The sequence below is a fragment of the Undibacterium sp. YM2 genome, assembly GCF_009937975.1.
GTDB lineage: Bacteria > Pseudomonadota > Gammaproteobacteria > Burkholderiales > Burkholderiaceae_D > Undibacterium.
Genome location: NZ_AP018441.1, coordinates 873,753 through 889,833 on the forward strand (window position 1 = coordinate 873,753; position 16,081 = coordinate 889,833).

Genomic DNA, 16,081 nt, shown 5'->3' on the forward strand with positions numbered 1-16,081 from the left:
ACTTTCATCGTTTCATCACAAAGCAACGCATGCGCATCAATATCCAGTTCAAGGACAGAGTAGGTATTGCCCACGAAATACTGGCGGTATTGGCGCGTCGCGGGCTCAATGTGGTGGCGGTTGAAGTTGATCCCCCCAACATCTATATCGACAGCCCTGAACTGCTGGAATTCATGCTGCCCTCATTGCAGGCTGACTGCCAGTCTGTGCGTGGGGTAGGTGAAATCAAGGTGCTGGATGTCTTGCCCGGCATACGCAGGCGTCTCAATCTTGACACCATGATGGCCGTCATGGAAGACCCGGTGCTGGCGATCGATGCCAGCGGCCATATCGTGATTGCCAATGTGGCTGCTGCCACGGCAACCCGCATGAGCGAGTCCAGCCTGTGCCAGCGCAGCCTGAACCAGGTGCTTGACGATACAGGCATACAGGAAGAGCTGGTCAATTGTGGTTTCCGCCTGCCCAGCCGCGAAGTCAGCCTGAATGGCGAGCCTTATTTCATGGATGTGACGCCGGTATCAGAGCCTCAGGGTCTTGATATCACCCATGGCCGCTCGGTAGGTGCCGTGCTGACTTTTCACGCACCTACCCGCATAGGTGGCCGCCTGCATGCTCTGCAGCATTCTGAAGGCAGTGGCTTTCATTTCATCATCGGTGAATCAGAGCAGATACGTAGCCTGAAAACCAAGGCGGCACGGGTGGCAGTGGTTGATGCGCCCTTGCTGATCACTGGCGAGACCGGCACCGGGAAAGAATTGCTGGCCCAGGCTTGCCACGGTGTCAGTGGCCGCAGCAATGCAGCTTTCCTTGAGCTGAATTGCGCAGCCTTGCCAGAAAGCCTGGCCGAGAGCGAATTATTTGGTTATATGTCCGGCGCCTTCACCGGTGCCCAGCGTGGTGGCAAGCCTGGCCTGTTTGAAATGGCTGACGGTGGTACGGTCTTTCTCGATGAGATAGGCGAGATGTCGCTGTACCTGCAGGCCAAGCTACTGCGCTTCCTGAATGACGGCAAGTTCCGCCGCATAGGCAGTGATAAAGAGGTCAAGGTGAATGTGCGCATCATCAGCGCCACCCACAGGAACTTGCGCAAGATGGTGCAGGAAGGGAGTTTCCGTGAAGACCTGTTCTACCGCCTGAATGTCTTGCATCTGGAAATGCCAGCCCTGCGTGAGCGTCCTGACGATATCCTGCCATTGGCCAGGCATTTCATAGAGCGCGCCTGCACCCAGGCGCAAAAACCGGTATGCCGTTTGAATTCATCTGCCTGTGCAGCTCTGGTATCCAATCACTGGCCAGGCAATGTCAGGCAATTGCAGAATGTAGTGTTCCGCGCCATCACCATGTCAGACCAGCGGGTATTGGATGCAGCTGACCTCGATTGGGCCGAAGGCAGTATCACGGCCGAAGTGGTGAAAAGCGATGCCACCGAGAGCTGGGAGTTGTCGGTGAACGCCTTTGAGCGCAGTTTGCTGGAAAACCTGTATCCGCAATATCCATCCAGCCGCAAATTGGCGACACGGCTGGCGACTTCACATTCCATGATCGCCACCAAGCTGCGTAAATACGGTATCCCGCAAAAACGTTAGGCTTTTTGCTTAACTGGCTGAATAAGCAGCTTATTCAGCCAGTTCTTCCGGGTCTTCAGGTAAATTGACTGCAGGTATCGTGTATTTCTCTTCAGCCCAGGCACCCAGGTCTATTTGCTTGCAGCGTTCAGAGCAAAAAGGACGCCAGCGGTTCGCTTCTTTCCATTCCACCTTGGTTTTGCAGGTGGGACAATCAACAAAAGTAGCCATGTTCAGAAATTACAGAGAGTCAGGTCAAACGGGATATCGTTTTCGTAGGCCTTGGGCTTCATGTCGCCATCCTGAGACATAAAACGTATCCACAACATATATTTATTCGCAGAGATTTCAGGTATGGCCCCAAGTTCCTGCAGGACATTGACGCGCAATAACTGGTAAACCTTGCCTTGCAGCATCTGCTGGTAACTGCCAGCCTGGGCAATGACTTTGGATGTAGAGCCAGATTCGCGCAACAGGCGCAAGACTACATTGATGGCATCAAACAGCGGGGCGATAGGGGCAAACCAGGTGCTGATGTCGGCAAAGCGTTTTTCTGCCGAATTTTTTTGCCAGGCATGGTAGCTGGGCAAGTCAAATTCACAGGCACCGCCCGGGATGATGGTGCGGCCACGTATGCTCATCAGCCATTCATTGTCGCGTATGTTCTGGCCGGTCTTGCCTGTACTGGCAACCAGGGCACTGCTGGCACGATCAACGTCATCCAGTACCTTGTCCAGCATTTCTGCCTGTACATTGGGATTGGACTTGAAACTGATGAGTGTGTGTCTTTGTCTTTCGAGTTCTTGCAAGAGATCGGATTTGAGGTCTGCGCGACCAGCGACTTCCAACATTTCGAAAATGGTGGCAAGGGCGACGTGATGCTGCATGGGGTCAGACTGATGTAAGAAAAACGTGAATTTTTCGTATAAGTCTTCCAGCCGCAATAACGTGCGAATACGCTCGTTAAAAGGGTATTCGTAAACAATCAAAATAGTTTCCCTGTCAAAATTTGGTGCTCATCAAAGCTGCACATGATTCTGAACCATACTGTGTGAAATTACAAACACCGCGTGCAGATTTCCATTATTTTTTTTGTAGGAAAATGTTGCATGCACTGACAATATTCGCTTGCTGATACTGGTGTTTGCATACAGGGACAGTCTCTAATGCTTATTTTTTGCCAGCCCCAGATAGAGCTCATGCAGACGTAAAACTTCTTCACTTATATTTTTAAGGTCGCCATTGTTGACAATGACATCGTCAGCGGCAGCCAGCCTGGCTTGCCTGCTGGCCTGGTTGCGCATGATGGCCTCTACCTGTTCACGGCTTAACTGGTTGCGTGACATGACGCGCTTGATCTGTGTCTCTTCATCGCAATCAACGACCAGGATGCGATCGACGCGCTGTTTCCAGTTACCTGACTCGACCAGCAGCGGTACCACGAAAATACGGTAGTCACCCTTGGCTTGTGCTGCTGCACGCTCTGTTTCTGTACGTATAAGCGGATGCAATATGGCTTCGAGCTTCAGTTTTTGCGCCGTATCGGCAAACACTAGTTGCCGTATACCAGCCCTGTCCATTGCACCATCTGCGGTAATAAATGCATCACCAAATTGCGCACGTATGGCAGGGATAGCCAGACCGCCAGGCGTCGTCAGTTGATGGGCGATCAAGTCGGTATCAATGAGTGCCGCGCCCAGTTCACCCAACATATTGGCGACCGTAGTTTTTCCACTGCCTATACCGCCTGTCAGGCCTAGTGAAAAAACAGGCGCATGATTGCCAGCCATGCCAGCCATCACAAGGTGCTCAGATAGAAATCGACAATTTGTCGGCCCCAGATCAGTGCTATCAAACCTGCGCCAGTCAGGTAGGGTCCAAAGGGTATTTCTGTTTCCCAGCCAAATTTCTTGGAGATAATTTGTCCTATACCTATGACCGAGCCTACCAGGGTCGATAATAAAACAATAACTGGCAACATGCTCCAGCCCATCCAGGCCCCAAAGGCTGCCAGTAACTTGAGATCACCGTAGCCAAAGCCAGGTCTGCCACGCAGTTTTTCATAAATCCAGTTGATTGACCATAGTGACATGTAGCCGATGGCGGCTCCCAGTACTGCGTCTTTCAAAGTGGCGAAGCCGCCGTAGGCATTCAGCAGCAGGCCCAGCCACATCAAACTCAGGGTCAGGTCATCCAGCAGCAATTTATGGTCTATGTCGATGAAGGTCATGGCGATCAGAAACCAGACAAAGACCACCGCACTCATGCCCACCACGCCGCTGCCAAAATGCCAGATCATGCCAGCAGTGAGCAGGCCCGTCAGGGCTTCTATCAATGGATAGCGTACGGAAATTTTGGCTTTGCAGCCCGTGCATTTGCCACCAATGACGAGGTAGCTGATGATGGGTATATTTTCCAGTTCAGTGATCTTGTGCCCGCAATGCGGGCAGGCAGATCGAGGCAGCATCAGGTCAAACCTGTCCTGGTGCGGCAATGGCTCCTGCCTTTGCTCTGCGACAAAATTATCCACTTCACGCAGATACATTTTAGGCAGGCGATAAATCACCACGTTCAAAAAACTGCCTATCAGTAGCCCCAATAGCCCGAAGGCTATTGTGGACAAACCATGCTGCGGACCTGCAAATAAAAACGTCTCAATCATCCTGCGACCGAACCCATTTTGAAGATAGGCAAGTACATGGCAACCACCAGGCCACCAATGACCACACCCAAAATCACCATGATGATAGGTTCCATCAGGCTAGACAGGGCAGCGACGGCTTCATCGACTTCATCTTCATAAAAGTCAGCAACTTTGCCCAGCATTTGATCAAGCGCACCGGATTCCTCACCAATTGCCACCATTTGCGTGACCATGGAAGGAAATACATTGGCGTTCTGCATGGCAACTGTCAGGCTGGTACCAGTGCTGACTTCGGTTTGAATTTTGATGGTTGCGTCAAGATAGACGGCATTACCGGCAGCGCCACCAACCGAATCCAGGGATTCAACCAAAGGCACACCAGCGGCAAACATGGTGGCCAGCGTGCGCGTCCAGCGTGCTATGGTTGCTTTTTTTATCACGTCGCCAAAAATCGGTGCCTGTAACAGAGCTCTATCCATGAATTGTTGCATCTTCAGGGAGCGACGCCATGTCTGGAAAAAGAAGTAGATACTGCCAAACAGTCCGCCAAAGATGATGTACCAGTATTTAACGAAATTGTCCGAAATGTTCATGACGATCAGGGTAGGTGCTGGCAATTCTGCACCAAAGCTGCTGAAAGCCTGCTTAAACGCTGGCACCACCCAGATCATGATAACCGCGGTCACGATGAAAGCGATGCCCAGAATGGCGATAGGGTAAGTCAGCGCTGACTTGATCTTGGCCTTGATGGCCATGGTTTTTTCTTTGTAGATGGCCAGACGGGTCAGCAAATCTTCCAGGATACCGGCTTGTTCACCTGCACCCACGAGATTGCAGAACAGCGGGTCAAAATATAAAGGGAACTTGCGGAAAGCTGCGTTCAGGCTGGTACCGGTTTCAACGTCACCACGGATGTCCTGCAGTAATTTCGAGACTGAAGGGTTGCTGTGGCCTTTGGATACAATATCAAAAGACTGCAGTAGCGGTACGCCTGCCTTCATCATCGTTGCCAGCTGACGGGTAAACAGAGTGATGTCTTTATCAGTAATCGCCTTGCCGGAGGTGTAATTCTTCTTTTTTAATTTGGTAACCAGGATACCTTGTCTGCGCAGGGTGGCATTGACGATGGCTTCACCACCAGCGCGCGTTTCGCCCCTGACGACCTTGCCAAACTTGTCCTTGCCTTCCCAGGCATATAGTTGCTCTTTGGGTTGCCCTGATTTTGCTGATTTTGCCAGATTGGTTGCCATATTAATTTTCTCTTATTATTCGTTGGTACATCCGAGGACTTCCTCGAGGCTGGTCAGTCCCTGTCTGACTTTCATTAATCCGGATTGCCGCAAATTCCTGATGCCTTCGCGCTGCGCCTGTTCTTCAATATCAAGAGCGCTGGCGCTGGCCAGAATCAGGCGTTCTATCGATTCCGAGATAGGCATTAACTGGTAGATACCGACACGGCCTTTGTAACCGCCGCCGTTGCAACGTTCACAGCCTACCGGGCCATACGGTTTCCATGTGCCATCCAGATCATCATCCTTGAAGCCGGCTGCCAGCAAGACTTCATCCAGAATATCAACAGGTTTTTTACAGGTGCATAAACGGCGTGCCAGCCTTTGCGCCGTAATCAGAATGACAGAGGAAGCAATATTGAACGGTGCCACACCCATGTTCATCAGACGGGTCAGGGTGGCCGGTGCATCATTCGTATGCAGGGTAGAAAATACCATGTGACCAGTTTGCGCAGCCTTGATCGCAATATCGGCAGTTTCCAGGTCGCGAATCTCACCCACCATGATGACGTCTGGATCCTGACGCAAGAATGATTTCAGGGCAGCCGCAAAGGTCAGGCCCGCCTTGTCATTGACGTTAACCTGGTTAACACCCGGCAAGTTGATCTCCGCCGGATCTTCGGCAGTAGAGATATTAATGCCGGGTTTATTAATAACATTGAGACAGGTGTACAGAGAAACGGTTTTACCCGAACCCGTAGGTCCTGTCACCAGCACCATGCCGTAAGGGCGTTGAATCGCATCCAGCAGGATGGCTTTATGATCGGGGTCGTAGCCTAGGGCATCAATACCCATCTGCGCCTGGGAGCCGTCCAGAATACGCATAACGATCTTTTCACCGAACAGGGTGGGTAGAGTACTCACACGAAAGTCGATGGATTTACTGGCGGATAACTGCAATTTCATCCGGCCATCTTGCGGAATACGTTTTTCCGAAATGTCGAGTTTGGAGATAACCTTGATACGGGACGACAGTTTGTCCTTGATGGCCAGTGGCGGCTGCGCTATTTCACGGAGCTCGCCATCCACCCGGAAGCGTATGCGGTAAAATTTTTCAAAGGGTTCGAAATGCAAGTCTGATGCGCCAAGATTAATGGCATCAACCAGCATTTTTTGCAGGAATTTTACGACCGGTGCATCATCAATTTCAGCGGTCTGCGCCTCGGCAGCAGCCGCACCCAGATCCTCTTCCTTGAATTCCAGATCAAACTCATCGCCTCCAATTTCATTCAGGCTTTGCTCGGAAGATTTACCCAGCTTATCCAGCAATTTAACCAGAGCATCGTGCTGCACGATGATAATGTCTATGCCCAGACCGGTCTGGAACTTGACCTGATCGAGGGCGGAGTTGTTGGTTGGGTCAGAGATCGCCAGGGATACTTTATTACCTTTTTTGGCAATAGCAATCAGGCGCTGCGATTGCATGAGTTTTTGATCGACCAGTTTTTCGGGGATCAGGGACTCATTGATCAATGATAAATCCAGCAAGGGATAGCCAAAAGCATCCGAACAGAAGGTGGCAAGGTCGCGCGCGCTAACCGTGCCGCTCTGCGTCAGGGCATCAATAAAACCGGTTTTGTCTGTCTGCGCTTTTTTACTGACAGTTTCAACCTGGGCTGCAGTCAATAAATTGGCCTGCGTCAACGCTCTTGCCAAGCCAGAGCTTGGCATCTGGGATGCTGAATTTGGTAAGACTGCGGACATAGGATCTTTTGAGTAAAATTTGCCAATACAATCAGTTGCCTTAGGATAATGCAACTAAGCCTGTTATTTGTAAAGTCGTTCCCCAGCGTAGAGGCCGGGGAATGGGCAAAAAATGCAGTACTGTTACAACTGCATCGAGTTTTAAATCTATCTGCTAATGACGACAAAGATTTGCAGCTTCTTTACTCTGTATAGAATGTTTTCCGGTAAATTGCCACGCCGGATTTATCAGTCTTTTGTTTCCGGCGTACCACATGGATTTTAAGCAGGGATGTGACCTTGCTCAATTTTGTAACAATCTGTTAAATCCACGAATTTGTCGATTTAATGATTCCTTCCGACGGCGAAGGCGCAAAGCTTGATCATGGCCTGTTTATACTGATTGTCTGGCCAGTTCGAAATGGCTGTTGCGGCACGCTCTGCAGCTTTCACGGCCTCATTTTGAGTATATGCGAGAGCACCTGATTGCGTAATTGCAGCCAGTATGGCATCAAATTTGGATTCGTCACCGTTTTCTATGCAAGCGCGTACCAGCTCGCGCTCTTCTGCCGAGCCATTTTTCATCAGGTAGATCAAAGGCAGGGTAGGCTTGCCTTCGCGCAAGTCATCGCCCACGTTCTTGCCTATATCCTCGGCATTGCCAGAATAATCAAGAACGTCATCAATCAGTTGAAAAGCAGTCCCCAAAGACCGGCCATATTCGCCTGCGGCTTCGATTTCCGTCTGATTGGCACCCGCAATGAGGGCGCCAATTTCTGCTGCTGCCTCAAACAGTTTGGCTGTTTTTGAGCGTATCACCTGCAGGTAACGTTCTTCAGTTACGTCAGGGTCATGCATATTCAATAACTGCAAAACCTCGCCCTCAGCAATGACATTCGTCGCATCAGCCAGGATTTGCATGATTTGCATGCTGTTGATGGACACCATCATCTGAAAGGCACGTGAATACAAAAAGTCACCCACCAATACCGAAGCCGCATTGCCAAACAGGGCATTGGCGGTCTTGCGGCCACGGCGCATGGATGACTCATCCACCACGTCATCATGCAGCAGGGTCGCGGTATGGATGAATTCGACAATGGCGGCCAGTTCATGATGATGCTTGCCTTGATACTGAAAGGCATTGGCTACCAGCAAGACCAGTACCGGGCGTATGCGCTTGCCACCGGCGCTAATGATGTATTCGGCGATCTGGTTGACCAAGGCAACTTCAGAATGCAATTTGTTGCGGATTACCTGATTTACTTCGCCCATATCGGCGGCGATCAGTTCAGTGATAGGGTTTTGGTTGTTTGTGGCAGACAAGGGGGAACCTGCATAAAAATCCGGGATGACCGCGATTATACGATGCAGAGCTGCTTATTTGCTTGAATTGCACCAGTTCTCTTGCGCTTAGTCCATTTCCCAGCAGCCAATTGCCCGTTTACCATGGCTTTGCTGAAAAAATATGCAAATAGTCTTTGACGCGTTTCACGGGATTATGTACAATTTGGGGTTTTCCCGACTTCCCGGATGTATTTTTGTCTGGCGGGGAGAAAATCCCTAATTTTTATTTGATGAGGTTTCACATGTACGCGGTCATAAAAACCGGTGGCAAACAATATAAAGTTGTCGCTGGTGAAAAACTTAAAGTAGAACAGATACCTGCAGACATTGGCTCCGAAATCACCATTGATCAAGTGCTCGCATTGGGCGCTGGCGAGACCATTAAGTTTGGTGCTCCATTGGTCGCAGGTGCTACGGTGCTGGCTAAGGTTGTAGATCACGGTCGTCACGACAAAGTGCGCATTTTCAAAATGCGTCGTCGTAAGCACTATCAGAAACGTCAAGGCCATCGCCAAAACTACACTGAATTGCAAATCGTTTCTATCAACGGCTAATCCGTAGATCAGTAATCAATCTACCTGTAATCTGTAAGGAGCTAATAAAATGGCACACAAAAAAGGCGGCGGCACCACGCGCAACGGTCGTGACTCAGAATCGAAACGCCTTGGCGTTAAAGTTTACGGCGGCCAAACTATCAATGCTGGCGGCATCATCATTCGTCAACGCGGCACACGCGTACACGCTGGTGAAAACGTAGGCATGGGCAAAGATCACACTCTGTTCGCCCTGGTTAACGGCAAAGTACAATTCGCGATCAAAGGTGCCAACAAGCACCAGTACGCAATTGTTGTTGCAGACACAGCAGCAGCGTAATGCATTGAAGTAATTCAAAGCAGGGCGCAAGCCAGTATGATGAAAAGGCTCTGCCATCGGTAGGGCCTTTTTAGTTGGATCAATCTCCGATTCAGCTCATTGCGGCAATCCCTTACCCGCAAGCTCACCTCTCCGTAAGCAACAGCCTGCATGGGCAGTTTGATGCTAGCCCTTTTAATTTGAAGAAATCCTGTATAAATTTATTGTTCCATCAGGTTACAAAAATTTATACAAGCTTTTTTAGGTGGTAAAAATGAAATTTATTGATGAAGCCCGTATCGAAGTAATCGCCGGTGATGGCGGTAATGGTGTGGCGTCTTTTTGTCGCGAAAAGTTCCGCCCTTTCGGCGGTCCCGATGGTGGCGATGGTGGCCGTGGCGGCAGTATCTGGGCCGTAGCCGACCGCAATATCAACACTCTGGTCGATTATCGCTATTCCAAACTGCATAAAGCCAAGGACGGTGAAAATGGTCGTGGTGCAGACTGCTATGGCAAAGGTGCGGAAGACATACGCCTGCGCATGCCGGTCGGCACTTTGATCTGTGACAGGAATACCGATGAAGTCATCGCTGACCTGACCGAACATGGCCAGGAAGTGGAATTGGTCAAAGGTGGTGAAGGTGGCTGGGGTAATATCCATTTCAAAACTTCTACCAACCGCGCACCACGTCAGCGCTCTGATGGTAAAGAAGGGGAGCGTCGCGAATTGCGCCTGGAATTGAAAGTACTGGCTGACGTAGGTCTCCTGGGTTTGCCAAATGCCGGTAAATCGACTTTCATTACTGCAGTATCAAATGCCCGCCCGAAAATCGCTGATTATCCTTTTACGACCCTGCATCCTAATCTGGGTATGGTCCGTGTCAGCCACGAAAAAAGCTTCGTCATCGCCGATATTCCTGGCCTGATCGAAGGCGCTGCTGATGGTGCAGGTCTGGGCATACAGTTCCTCAAGCATTTGCAACGCACAGGTTTGCTCTTGCACATTGTTGATCTGGCACCGTTTGATGAAGCCGTCGACCCTGTCAAAGAAGCCAAGGCCCTCATCAAGGAATTGCGTAAATACGATGAAAGCCTGTATGAGAAGCCACGCTGGCTGGTACTCAACAAGCTCGATGTGTTGACAGAAGAAGAGCGCAAGAAAAAGGTCAAAGATTTTATCAAGCGCTTTGCCTGGAAAGGCCCGGTCTTTGAAATCTCCGCCCTGAATCGCGAGGGTTGTGAAGAGCTGGTGACCGAGATCTATAAATATCTGGAAGAAAAGCGTACGCATGAACAGCGTTCGCAAGAAACCACAATGAAAGAAGAAGCGCAGGGTATCTTGTCCATTGACCCAGATGATCCGCGTTTTAAAGTAATAGAAGACTAATAGAAAACCTGGTGAAAACCAGGTTTTTTTACGCCTGCCACCAACTACCCATTCCAACTACTCATTAATTGATCACCAGTTGTTGTTCATCAAGCGCACCGTCTCCTTGAGGATGGAAAATGAATGATGATTTTAACATTGAAATAATTTCTTTTTAATAATGAAAATCTCATAAAAAGTAGAATATAGCTTTTAAATGTGAATTAAATTTAGATTGCAACGATAGTATCCATATAAAGTATAATTTTGATTTGTTTGCCGCTTTCATGTGGCAGCCTCGCCAAATCATATCCGTATTCATTTTATGCAATCTGTCATTCAGCAAGCAAAGCGCCTGATCATCAAAGTAGGTTCGTCTCTGGTCACCAATGATGGCAAGGGCCTGGACAAGCAAGCCATCGCCAGGTGGGCTGCCCAGATCGCTGGCCTGCGTGCCATGGGCAAGGAAGTCGTGCTGGTCAGTTCTGGTGCCATTGCCGAAGGGCGGCAGCGCCTGGGTTTTGAAAAACGGCCAACCGCCATCCATGAATTGCAGGCCTGTGCTGCGGTAGGCCAGATGGGTCTGGCGCAAATTTACGAAAGCAGCTTTCGTGAACACCAGCTAGGCACGGCACAAATCTTATTGACGCATGCCGACCTGGCCGACCGTGAACGCTACCTGAATGCGCGTTCCACCCTGTTTACCTTGCTGCGTCTGGGCATCGTTCCCATCATCAATGAAAATGACACTGTGGTCACGGATGAAATCAAGTTTGGTGACAATGACACCCTGGGAGCCCTGGTTGCCAATCTGATCGAAGCCGACGCCTTGATCATCCTGACTGACCAAAAAGGCCTGTATACCGCTGACCCACGCAAAGACCCGGATGCCACTTTCGTCCATGAAGCCAGGGCAGGTGATTTGGCTCTGGAAGCCATGGCTGGTGGTGCCGGATCAAGTCTGGGCAGTGGTGGCATGCTGACCAAGATACTCGCAGCAAAGCGCGGCGCACGTTCTGGTGCCCATACCGTCATCGCCTGGGGGCGTGAAGACAATGTCTTGCTGCGCCTGGCGCAAGGTGAGGCCATAGGGACACAATTGATTTCACAAATGGCGCCAGTGGCAGCGCGCAAGCAATGGATGATGGATCATCTGCAAACCCTGGGCCAAGTCGTGCTGGATGCAGGTGCAGTGCAAAAACTCACGCGTGAAGGCAAGTCCCTGCTGCCCATAGGTGTGCTGGATGTACGTGGGGAATTCAGCCGTGGTGCAGTAGTCACGCTTTGCGACGAAGCGGGGGCACCGGTGGCCAGGGGACTGATTAATTATTCAAGTGCTGATGCACGCCGTATCAAGCGCCATGCTTCTTCTGAAATTGCATCCATACTTGGCTTTGTTGAAGAGTCTGAGCTGATACACCGCGACAACCTGGTTCTGTTGTAAATAGAATATAAAACCGGGCAAAAAAAGGGCTGGATCTGAATTGATCCGGCCCCATTTTTTGTACATCTTGCCAAGGAATCAGATTAGTAATACGAAGATTTCTTACCTCGCAATTTATCCAGCAAGACATTGGCCTTGCCAGCGATGGTTTTACCCTCGCAAAAATACTCAGAGAACAAGGTGGCATGCTGCTTGTTGGCACCGGTATTGGAGATCATGTCCCATTGATTGCGGCGGGAACGTGACCACGTACCATCAGGGCGGCCAAAGGCATACAGCTTGACTTCATAGGTCTGGCAACGCAGGCCTTCATAACTGATGTTTTTAGCGCCGCCTGCGCTGGTGGCAACCAGGCTGTAGCGTATGGTGCCATCTGCTGCTACGGTCAGCGATTTGGTATCAATCGCGAAAGACTGGCTCGGGCTCTTGTAGAAATTCAAGAGATTTTCAGCCTTCGGTGCCTCTGGCAATTGCAGGGCGACTTCGCGCCACTCCTTGTCTTCTTCCTCTTCGTCTGCAGCAAAAGCCTGGCTGACAGGCAGCAAGGCCAGACCGATGATGGCGAGATGGGGGAGATAGCGTAGTTTTTTATTCAACATAAATTATTTGGATTCTTCCGGCTCGGTTTTCTTGCAATCCTGATTTTTTTGCGCCTGCTGTGTTTGTTGCGACTGTTGCTGATTGCGCAAATAGCGGCTGCGGTTGGAGTTGGGATGCTCGGTGCGGTGCACATAGCGCGACAATTCCTGCAAAGCCAGCTGGTAAACACCGCGCTTGAACTCAATCACCACGTCCAGAGGCACCCAATAGTCGTGCCAACGCCAGGCATCGAATTCAGGATGCGTGCTGGCGCGCAGATTGACATCGCAATCGCGGCCTATCATGCGCAACAAAAACCAGATCTGTTTTTGCCCGCGATAATGCCCGCGAATTTCACGCTTGATAAAATGATCCGGCACTTCATAGCGCAGCCAGTCACGGGTACGCCCTATGACTTTGACGTGCTCAGGTAGCAAGCCGGTTTCTTCTTCGAGTTCGCGGAACATGGCCTGCTCCGGAGACTCACCATATTTAATGCCACCCTGGGGAAATTGCCAGGAATGCTCGCGCACCCTTTTCCCCCACCAGACTTCATTGTTGGCGTTTAGCAAAATTATGCCAACGTTAGGGCGAAAGCCTTCACGATCCAGCATGTTCAACCTCAAAACTTTCTGTGGCTAAACGGCTTGCTCCTGCAATAGATAGCGTAGAGAGCGTTTGTTTCGTCGAAAAATCCCGCTTTTTTGAGCGGACAGCCCCCATGGAGGCGAACAAATCGCAGTTTCCTTCATCAAATGTGCAAAGAGTGGGCGCATTAGCCAGCTAATCCTTTAAAATTGAGTTGATTATAACCCTCCATTTAAAAAGAATCACTGTCATGCGTGCTACACGATTTTTTATTTCCACACTGAAAGAAGCTCCTGCCGATGCCGAGATCGTCAGCCATAAACTGATGATGCGGGCGGGCATGATTAAACGCCTCGGTTCCGGCATCTATAACTACATGCCCATGGGCTTGCGCATCATCCGCAAAGTAGAAAATATTGTTCGTGAGGAAATGAATCGTGCTGGCGCGATAGAAATGCTGATGCCAGTAGTGCAACCTGCAGAACTCTGGCAAGAAACTGGCCGCTGGGACAAGATGGGGCCAGAGCTCATGCGTGTCAAAGACCGCCATGGCCGTGATTACATCATCCAGCCCACGTCTGAAGAAGCAATCACGGATGTCATACGCACAGAAATCCGCTCTTACCGCCAACTGCCGGTGAACTTTTATCACATCCAGACCAAGTTCCGTGACGAGCGCCGTCCACGTTTTGGTCTCATGCGTGGCCGTGAATTCACCATGAAAGATGCTTATTCCTTTGACCGTAATGTCGAAGGCATGCAAAAGTCTTATGAAATCATGTACGACGCCTACACCCGTATTTTCCAGCGCTTTGGCCTGGAGTTTCGTGCAGTAGCTGCTGATAACGGTGCTATTGGTGGTTCTGGCTCACATGAATTCCACGTCATTGCTGACACTGGTGAAGACGCGCTGGTGTATTGCCCTACTTCTGATTACGCTGCCAATATGGAAGCGGCAGAAGCCTTGCCTACGCAAACCAGCCGCCCGGCCGCTAATGCTGCGCTGACCAAGACGGCCACGCCTGGCAAAGCCAAGTGTGAAGATGTCGCGCAATTGCTGGGTATTCCGCTGGAAACCACGGTCAAGTCCATCGTGCTCGCAGTTGATGCTGAAGTTGATGCTGAAAAAGATAGCGGCAAGCCAGCGCAAATCTGGCTGTTGCTGTTGCGTGGCGATCATGAACTCAATGAAGTCAAGGCTGGCAAGATAGCTGGCCTGGCCAATTACCGCTTTGCAACCGAGGCTGAAATTGTCGAGCATTTTGGCACCAAACCAGGCTACCTTGGTCCTATCGGCACACAAAAACCAGTCAATATCGTCGCTGACAGAACCGTCGCCAACATGGCTGACTTTGTTTGCGGCGCGAATGAAGCTGACTTCCACTTCACTGGTGCCAACTGGGGCCGTGATTTACCTGAGCCAGCAGTGGCTGACTTGCGCAATGTCGTCGCTGGTGATCCATCACCAGATGGCAAAGGTGTACTGGCCATACAGCGCGGCATCGAAGTGGGTCACGTATTCCAGCTTGGTACTCGCTATTCTGACGACATGAAAGCGACTTTCCTTGATGAAAACGGCAAGCCACAGTTACTGCAAATGGGTTGTTACGGCATAGGCGTTACCCGCATCCTGGGCGCAGCGATAGAACAGAATTTCGATGACAAGGGCATCATCTGGCCGACGGCGATTGCACCGTTTGAAGTCGTTATCTGTCCCATGGGCATGGACCGCAGCGAAGCCGTCAAAACCGAGAGCGAATCCCTGTACAACGCCCTGCTGGCAGCGGGCGTCGATGTCATACTGGATGACCGTGGCGAACGTCCAGGCGCCATGTTTGCTGACTGGGAACTGATAGGTGTGCCACACCGCGTTGTTATCGGTGACCGTGGCCTCAAGGAAGGCAGGCTCGAATACCTGGGGCGCCGTGATACCGAAGCCAGCAATGTACCTGTGGCCGAGATGCTGGCCTTTATCCAGGCCAAGCTTGCAGGTAAATAAGTAGCAGGATGAAGTATTTTTTCTTGCGCTTTTGCGTCTGGTGCAAAGGAAGATGTAGCGGTAAGTTTGATCTGCAAGTCATGCAAATCATCTGTGCAGGGTGGAAGCAATCCACCTTGCCTCTGGCAATCTGCCTGTTGGCTTTTTCTGCTTTACCGGCGCAAGCCGGTAATCAAAAAGAAGAAGCTATGGCAGATTCTGTGCGCCTTGCACTGGCCAAAGCTGTGTCTGACTCCACGCCACCTAAACCCACGTTTGCCAATATCGAAGAACGTATCAAATACCTCAACTGGCAAGGCGAAATGGCTACCCGCCTGAAGAGGCGCATACCCGATTTGCAGACCCGCAAGGAATTGCTGGATGCCATCTGGTATGAGTCCAAGCGTGCGGGTCTGGACGTTGCCATGGTCATGGGTTTGATACAGGTAGAATCCGCCTTCCGCAAATACGCGACTTCGGTCGTTGGTGCGCGTGGCTATATGCAAGTCATGCCCTTTTGGTCGCGCGTGATTGGCGATGGCGATGCGAAAAAACTGTTTCAGATGCAAACCAATCTGCGCTATGGCTGTTCGATTTTGCGCCTGTACATCGATATGGAAAAAGGCGATCTTTACCTCGCACTGGGTCGCTACAACGGTAGCCGTGGCCGTCCTGAATATCCCAAGGCAGTGCTATCGAACTGGAAAAACTGGGAATTTACCAGCTGATTCATTTGCTGGATGAAA

General features: G+C 50.6%; 16 protein-coding genes. 7 read left to right on the forward strand and 9 right to left on the reverse strand.

Features of this window, described 5'->3' with window-relative positions:
* Positions 1–29 precede the first annotated feature (29 nt).
* Complete coding sequence (locus UNDYM_RS04010; RefSeq protein ID WP_162039881.1) at positions 30–1,586, forward strand: sigma-54-dependent transcriptional regulator; 1,557 nt, start codon at positions 30–32, stop codon at positions 1,584–1,586.
* Positions 1,587–1,616: 30 nt separating this feature from the next.
* On the opposite strand, the gene UNDYM_RS04015 is transcribed toward UNDYM_RS04010, so the two are convergent.
* From UNDYM_RS04015 to ispB, 7 genes are all read right to left on the reverse strand, one after another.
* Complete coding sequence (locus tag UNDYM_RS04015) at positions 1,617–1,796, reverse strand: DNA gyrase inhibitor YacG (RefSeq protein WP_162039882.1); 180 nt, start codon at positions 1,794–1,796, stop codon at positions 1,617–1,619.
* Positions 1,797–1,798: 2 nt separating this feature from the next.
* Positions 1,799–2,554: a cell division protein ZapD gene (gene zapD, locus UNDYM_RS04020; RefSeq protein WP_162039883.1), complete on the reverse strand. Its 756-nt coding sequence runs from the start codon at positions 2,552–2,554 to the stop codon at positions 1,799–1,801.
* 174 nt (positions 2,555–2,728) lie between these two features.
* Complete coding sequence (gene coaE / locus UNDYM_RS04025) at positions 2,729–3,355, reverse strand: dephospho-CoA kinase (RefSeq protein WP_162044436.1); 627 nt, start codon at positions 3,353–3,355, stop codon at positions 2,729–2,731.
* 8 nt (positions 3,356–3,363) lie between these two features.
* Positions 3,364–4,188 carry an A24 family peptidase gene (locus UNDYM_RS04030; RefSeq protein ID WP_370529436.1) on the reverse strand — a complete coding sequence of 275 codons (825 nt, stop codon included), beginning with the start codon at positions 4,186–4,188 and terminating at the stop codon, positions 3,364–3,366.
* Positions 4,189–4,223: 35 nt separating this feature from the next.
* Positions 4,224–5,459, reverse strand: a complete 1,236-nt coding sequence (locus UNDYM_RS04035; RefSeq protein ID WP_162039885.1) for a type II secretion system F family protein — start codon at positions 5,457–5,459, stop codon at positions 4,224–4,226.
* Positions 5,460–5,474: 15 nt separating this feature from the next.
* A complete protein-coding gene (gene pilB, locus UNDYM_RS04040) occupies positions 5,475–7,202 on the reverse strand; it encodes a type IV-A pilus assembly ATPase PilB (protein WP_162039886.1) in 1,728 nt (575 codons plus the stop codon).
* 324 nt (positions 7,203–7,526) lie between these two features.
* Entirely contained in the window at positions 7,527–8,456 is a 930-nt protein-coding gene (gene ispB / locus UNDYM_RS04045) for an octaprenyl diphosphate synthase (RefSeq protein ID WP_162044437.1), read from the reverse strand.
* A 314-nt stretch (positions 8,457–8,770) separates the two neighbouring features.
* Here ispB and rplU point away from each other — a divergent pair, with 314 nt between their 5' ends.
* From rplU to proB, 4 genes are all read left to right on the forward strand, one after another.
* Positions 8,771–9,082 carry a 50S ribosomal protein L21 gene (gene rplU / locus UNDYM_RS04050; protein ID WP_162020347.1) on the forward strand — a complete coding sequence of 104 codons (312 nt, stop codon included), beginning with the start codon at positions 8,771–8,773 and terminating at the stop codon, positions 9,080–9,082.
* 49 nt (positions 9,083–9,131) lie between these two features.
* Positions 9,132–9,401 (forward strand): 50S ribosomal protein L27, encoded by a 270-nt coding sequence (gene rpmA, locus UNDYM_RS04055; RefSeq protein ID WP_162039887.1) that lies wholly within the window; start codon positions 9,132–9,134, stop codon positions 9,399–9,401.
* 253 nt (positions 9,402–9,654) lie between these two features.
* Positions 9,655–10,767 carry a GTPase ObgE gene (obgE, locus tag UNDYM_RS04060; protein ID WP_162039888.1) on the forward strand — a complete coding sequence of 371 codons (1,113 nt, stop codon included), beginning with the start codon at positions 9,655–9,657 and terminating at the stop codon, positions 10,765–10,767.
* A 304-nt stretch (positions 10,768–11,071) separates the two neighbouring features.
* The gene (gene proB / locus UNDYM_RS04065) at positions 11,072–12,190 is read left to right on the forward strand and encodes a glutamate 5-kinase (protein WP_162039889.1); all 1,119 of its coding nucleotides are present in this window, start codon (positions 11,072–11,074) and stop codon (positions 12,188–12,190) included.
* A gap of 83 nt (positions 12,191–12,273) precedes the next feature.
* On the opposite strand, the gene UNDYM_RS04070 is transcribed toward proB, so the two are convergent.
* Both UNDYM_RS04070 and UNDYM_RS04075 read right to left on the reverse strand, forming a co-directional pair.
* A complete protein-coding gene (locus UNDYM_RS04070) occupies positions 12,274–12,789 on the reverse strand; it encodes a CNP1-like family protein (protein ID WP_162039890.1) in 516 nt (171 codons plus the stop codon).
* A gap of 3 nt (positions 12,790–12,792) precedes the next feature.
* Positions 12,793–13,383, reverse strand: coding sequence for an RNA pyrophosphohydrolase (locus UNDYM_RS04075; protein WP_162039891.1), 591 nt, complete (start codon positions 13,381–13,383; stop codon positions 12,793–12,795).
* Between the two features lie 224 nt (positions 13,384–13,607).
* Between UNDYM_RS04075 and UNDYM_RS04080 the strand changes: the two genes are divergently transcribed.
* Together UNDYM_RS04080 and UNDYM_RS04085 are read left to right on the forward strand one after the other, a co-directional pair.
* Positions 13,608–15,356, forward strand: coding sequence for a proline--tRNA ligase (locus tag UNDYM_RS04080; protein WP_162039892.1), 1,749 nt, complete (start codon positions 13,608–13,610; stop codon positions 15,354–15,356).
* 80 nt (positions 15,357–15,436) lie between these two features.
* On the forward strand, positions 15,437–16,063 hold the full coding sequence (locus UNDYM_RS04085; RefSeq protein ID WP_162039893.1) for a lytic transglycosylase domain-containing protein: 627 nt from the start codon (positions 15,437–15,439) through the stop codon (positions 16,061–16,063).
* Positions 16,064–16,081: the final 18 nt, after the last annotated feature.

Coding starts and splice junctions, on each gene's coding strand:
- UNDYM_RS04010 (WP_162039881.1), top strand. CDS start 30: ATGCGCATCAATATCCAGTTCAAGGACAGAGTAGGTATTGCCCACGAA.
- UNDYM_RS04015 (WP_162039882.1), bottom strand. CDS start 1,796: ATGGCTACTTTTGTTGATTGTCCCACCTGCAAAACCAAGGTGGAATGG.
- coaE (WP_162044436.1), bottom strand. CDS start 3,355: ATGGCTGGCAATCATGCGCCTGTTTTTTCACTAGGCCTGACAGGCGGT.
- UNDYM_RS04035 (WP_162039885.1), bottom strand. CDS start 5,459: ATGGCAACCAATCTGGCAAAATCAGCAAAATCAGGGCAACCCAAAGAG.
- pilB (WP_162039886.1), bottom strand. CDS start 7,202: ATGTCCGCAGTCTTACCAAATTCAGCATCCCAGATGCCAAGCTCTGGC.
- ispB (WP_162044437.1), bottom strand. CDS start 8,456: ATGGGCGAAGTAAATCAGGTAATCCGCAACAAATTGCATTCTGAAGTT.
- rplU (WP_162020347.1), top strand. CDS start 8,771: ATGTACGCGGTCATAAAAACCGGTGGCAAACAATATAAAGTTGTCGCT.
- rpmA (WP_162039887.1), top strand. CDS start 9,132: ATGGCACACAAAAAAGGCGGCGGCACCACGCGCAACGGTCGTGACTCA.
- obgE (WP_162039888.1), top strand. CDS start 9,655: ATGAAATTTATTGATGAAGCCCGTATCGAAGTAATCGCCGGTGATGGC.
- proB (WP_162039889.1), top strand. CDS start 11,072: ATGCAATCTGTCATTCAGCAAGCAAAGCGCCTGATCATCAAAGTAGGT.
- UNDYM_RS04070 (WP_162039890.1), bottom strand. CDS start 12,789: ATGTTGAATAAAAAACTACGCTATCTCCCCCATCTCGCCATCATCGGT.
- UNDYM_RS04075 (WP_162039891.1), bottom strand. CDS start 13,383: ATGCTGGATCGTGAAGGCTTTCGCCCTAACGTTGGCATAATTTTGCTA.
- UNDYM_RS04080 (WP_162039892.1), top strand. CDS start 13,608: ATGCGTGCTACACGATTTTTTATTTCCACACTGAAAGAAGCTCCTGCC.
- UNDYM_RS04085 (WP_162039893.1), top strand. CDS start 15,437: ATGCAAATCATCTGTGCAGGGTGGAAGCAATCCACCTTGCCTCTGGCA.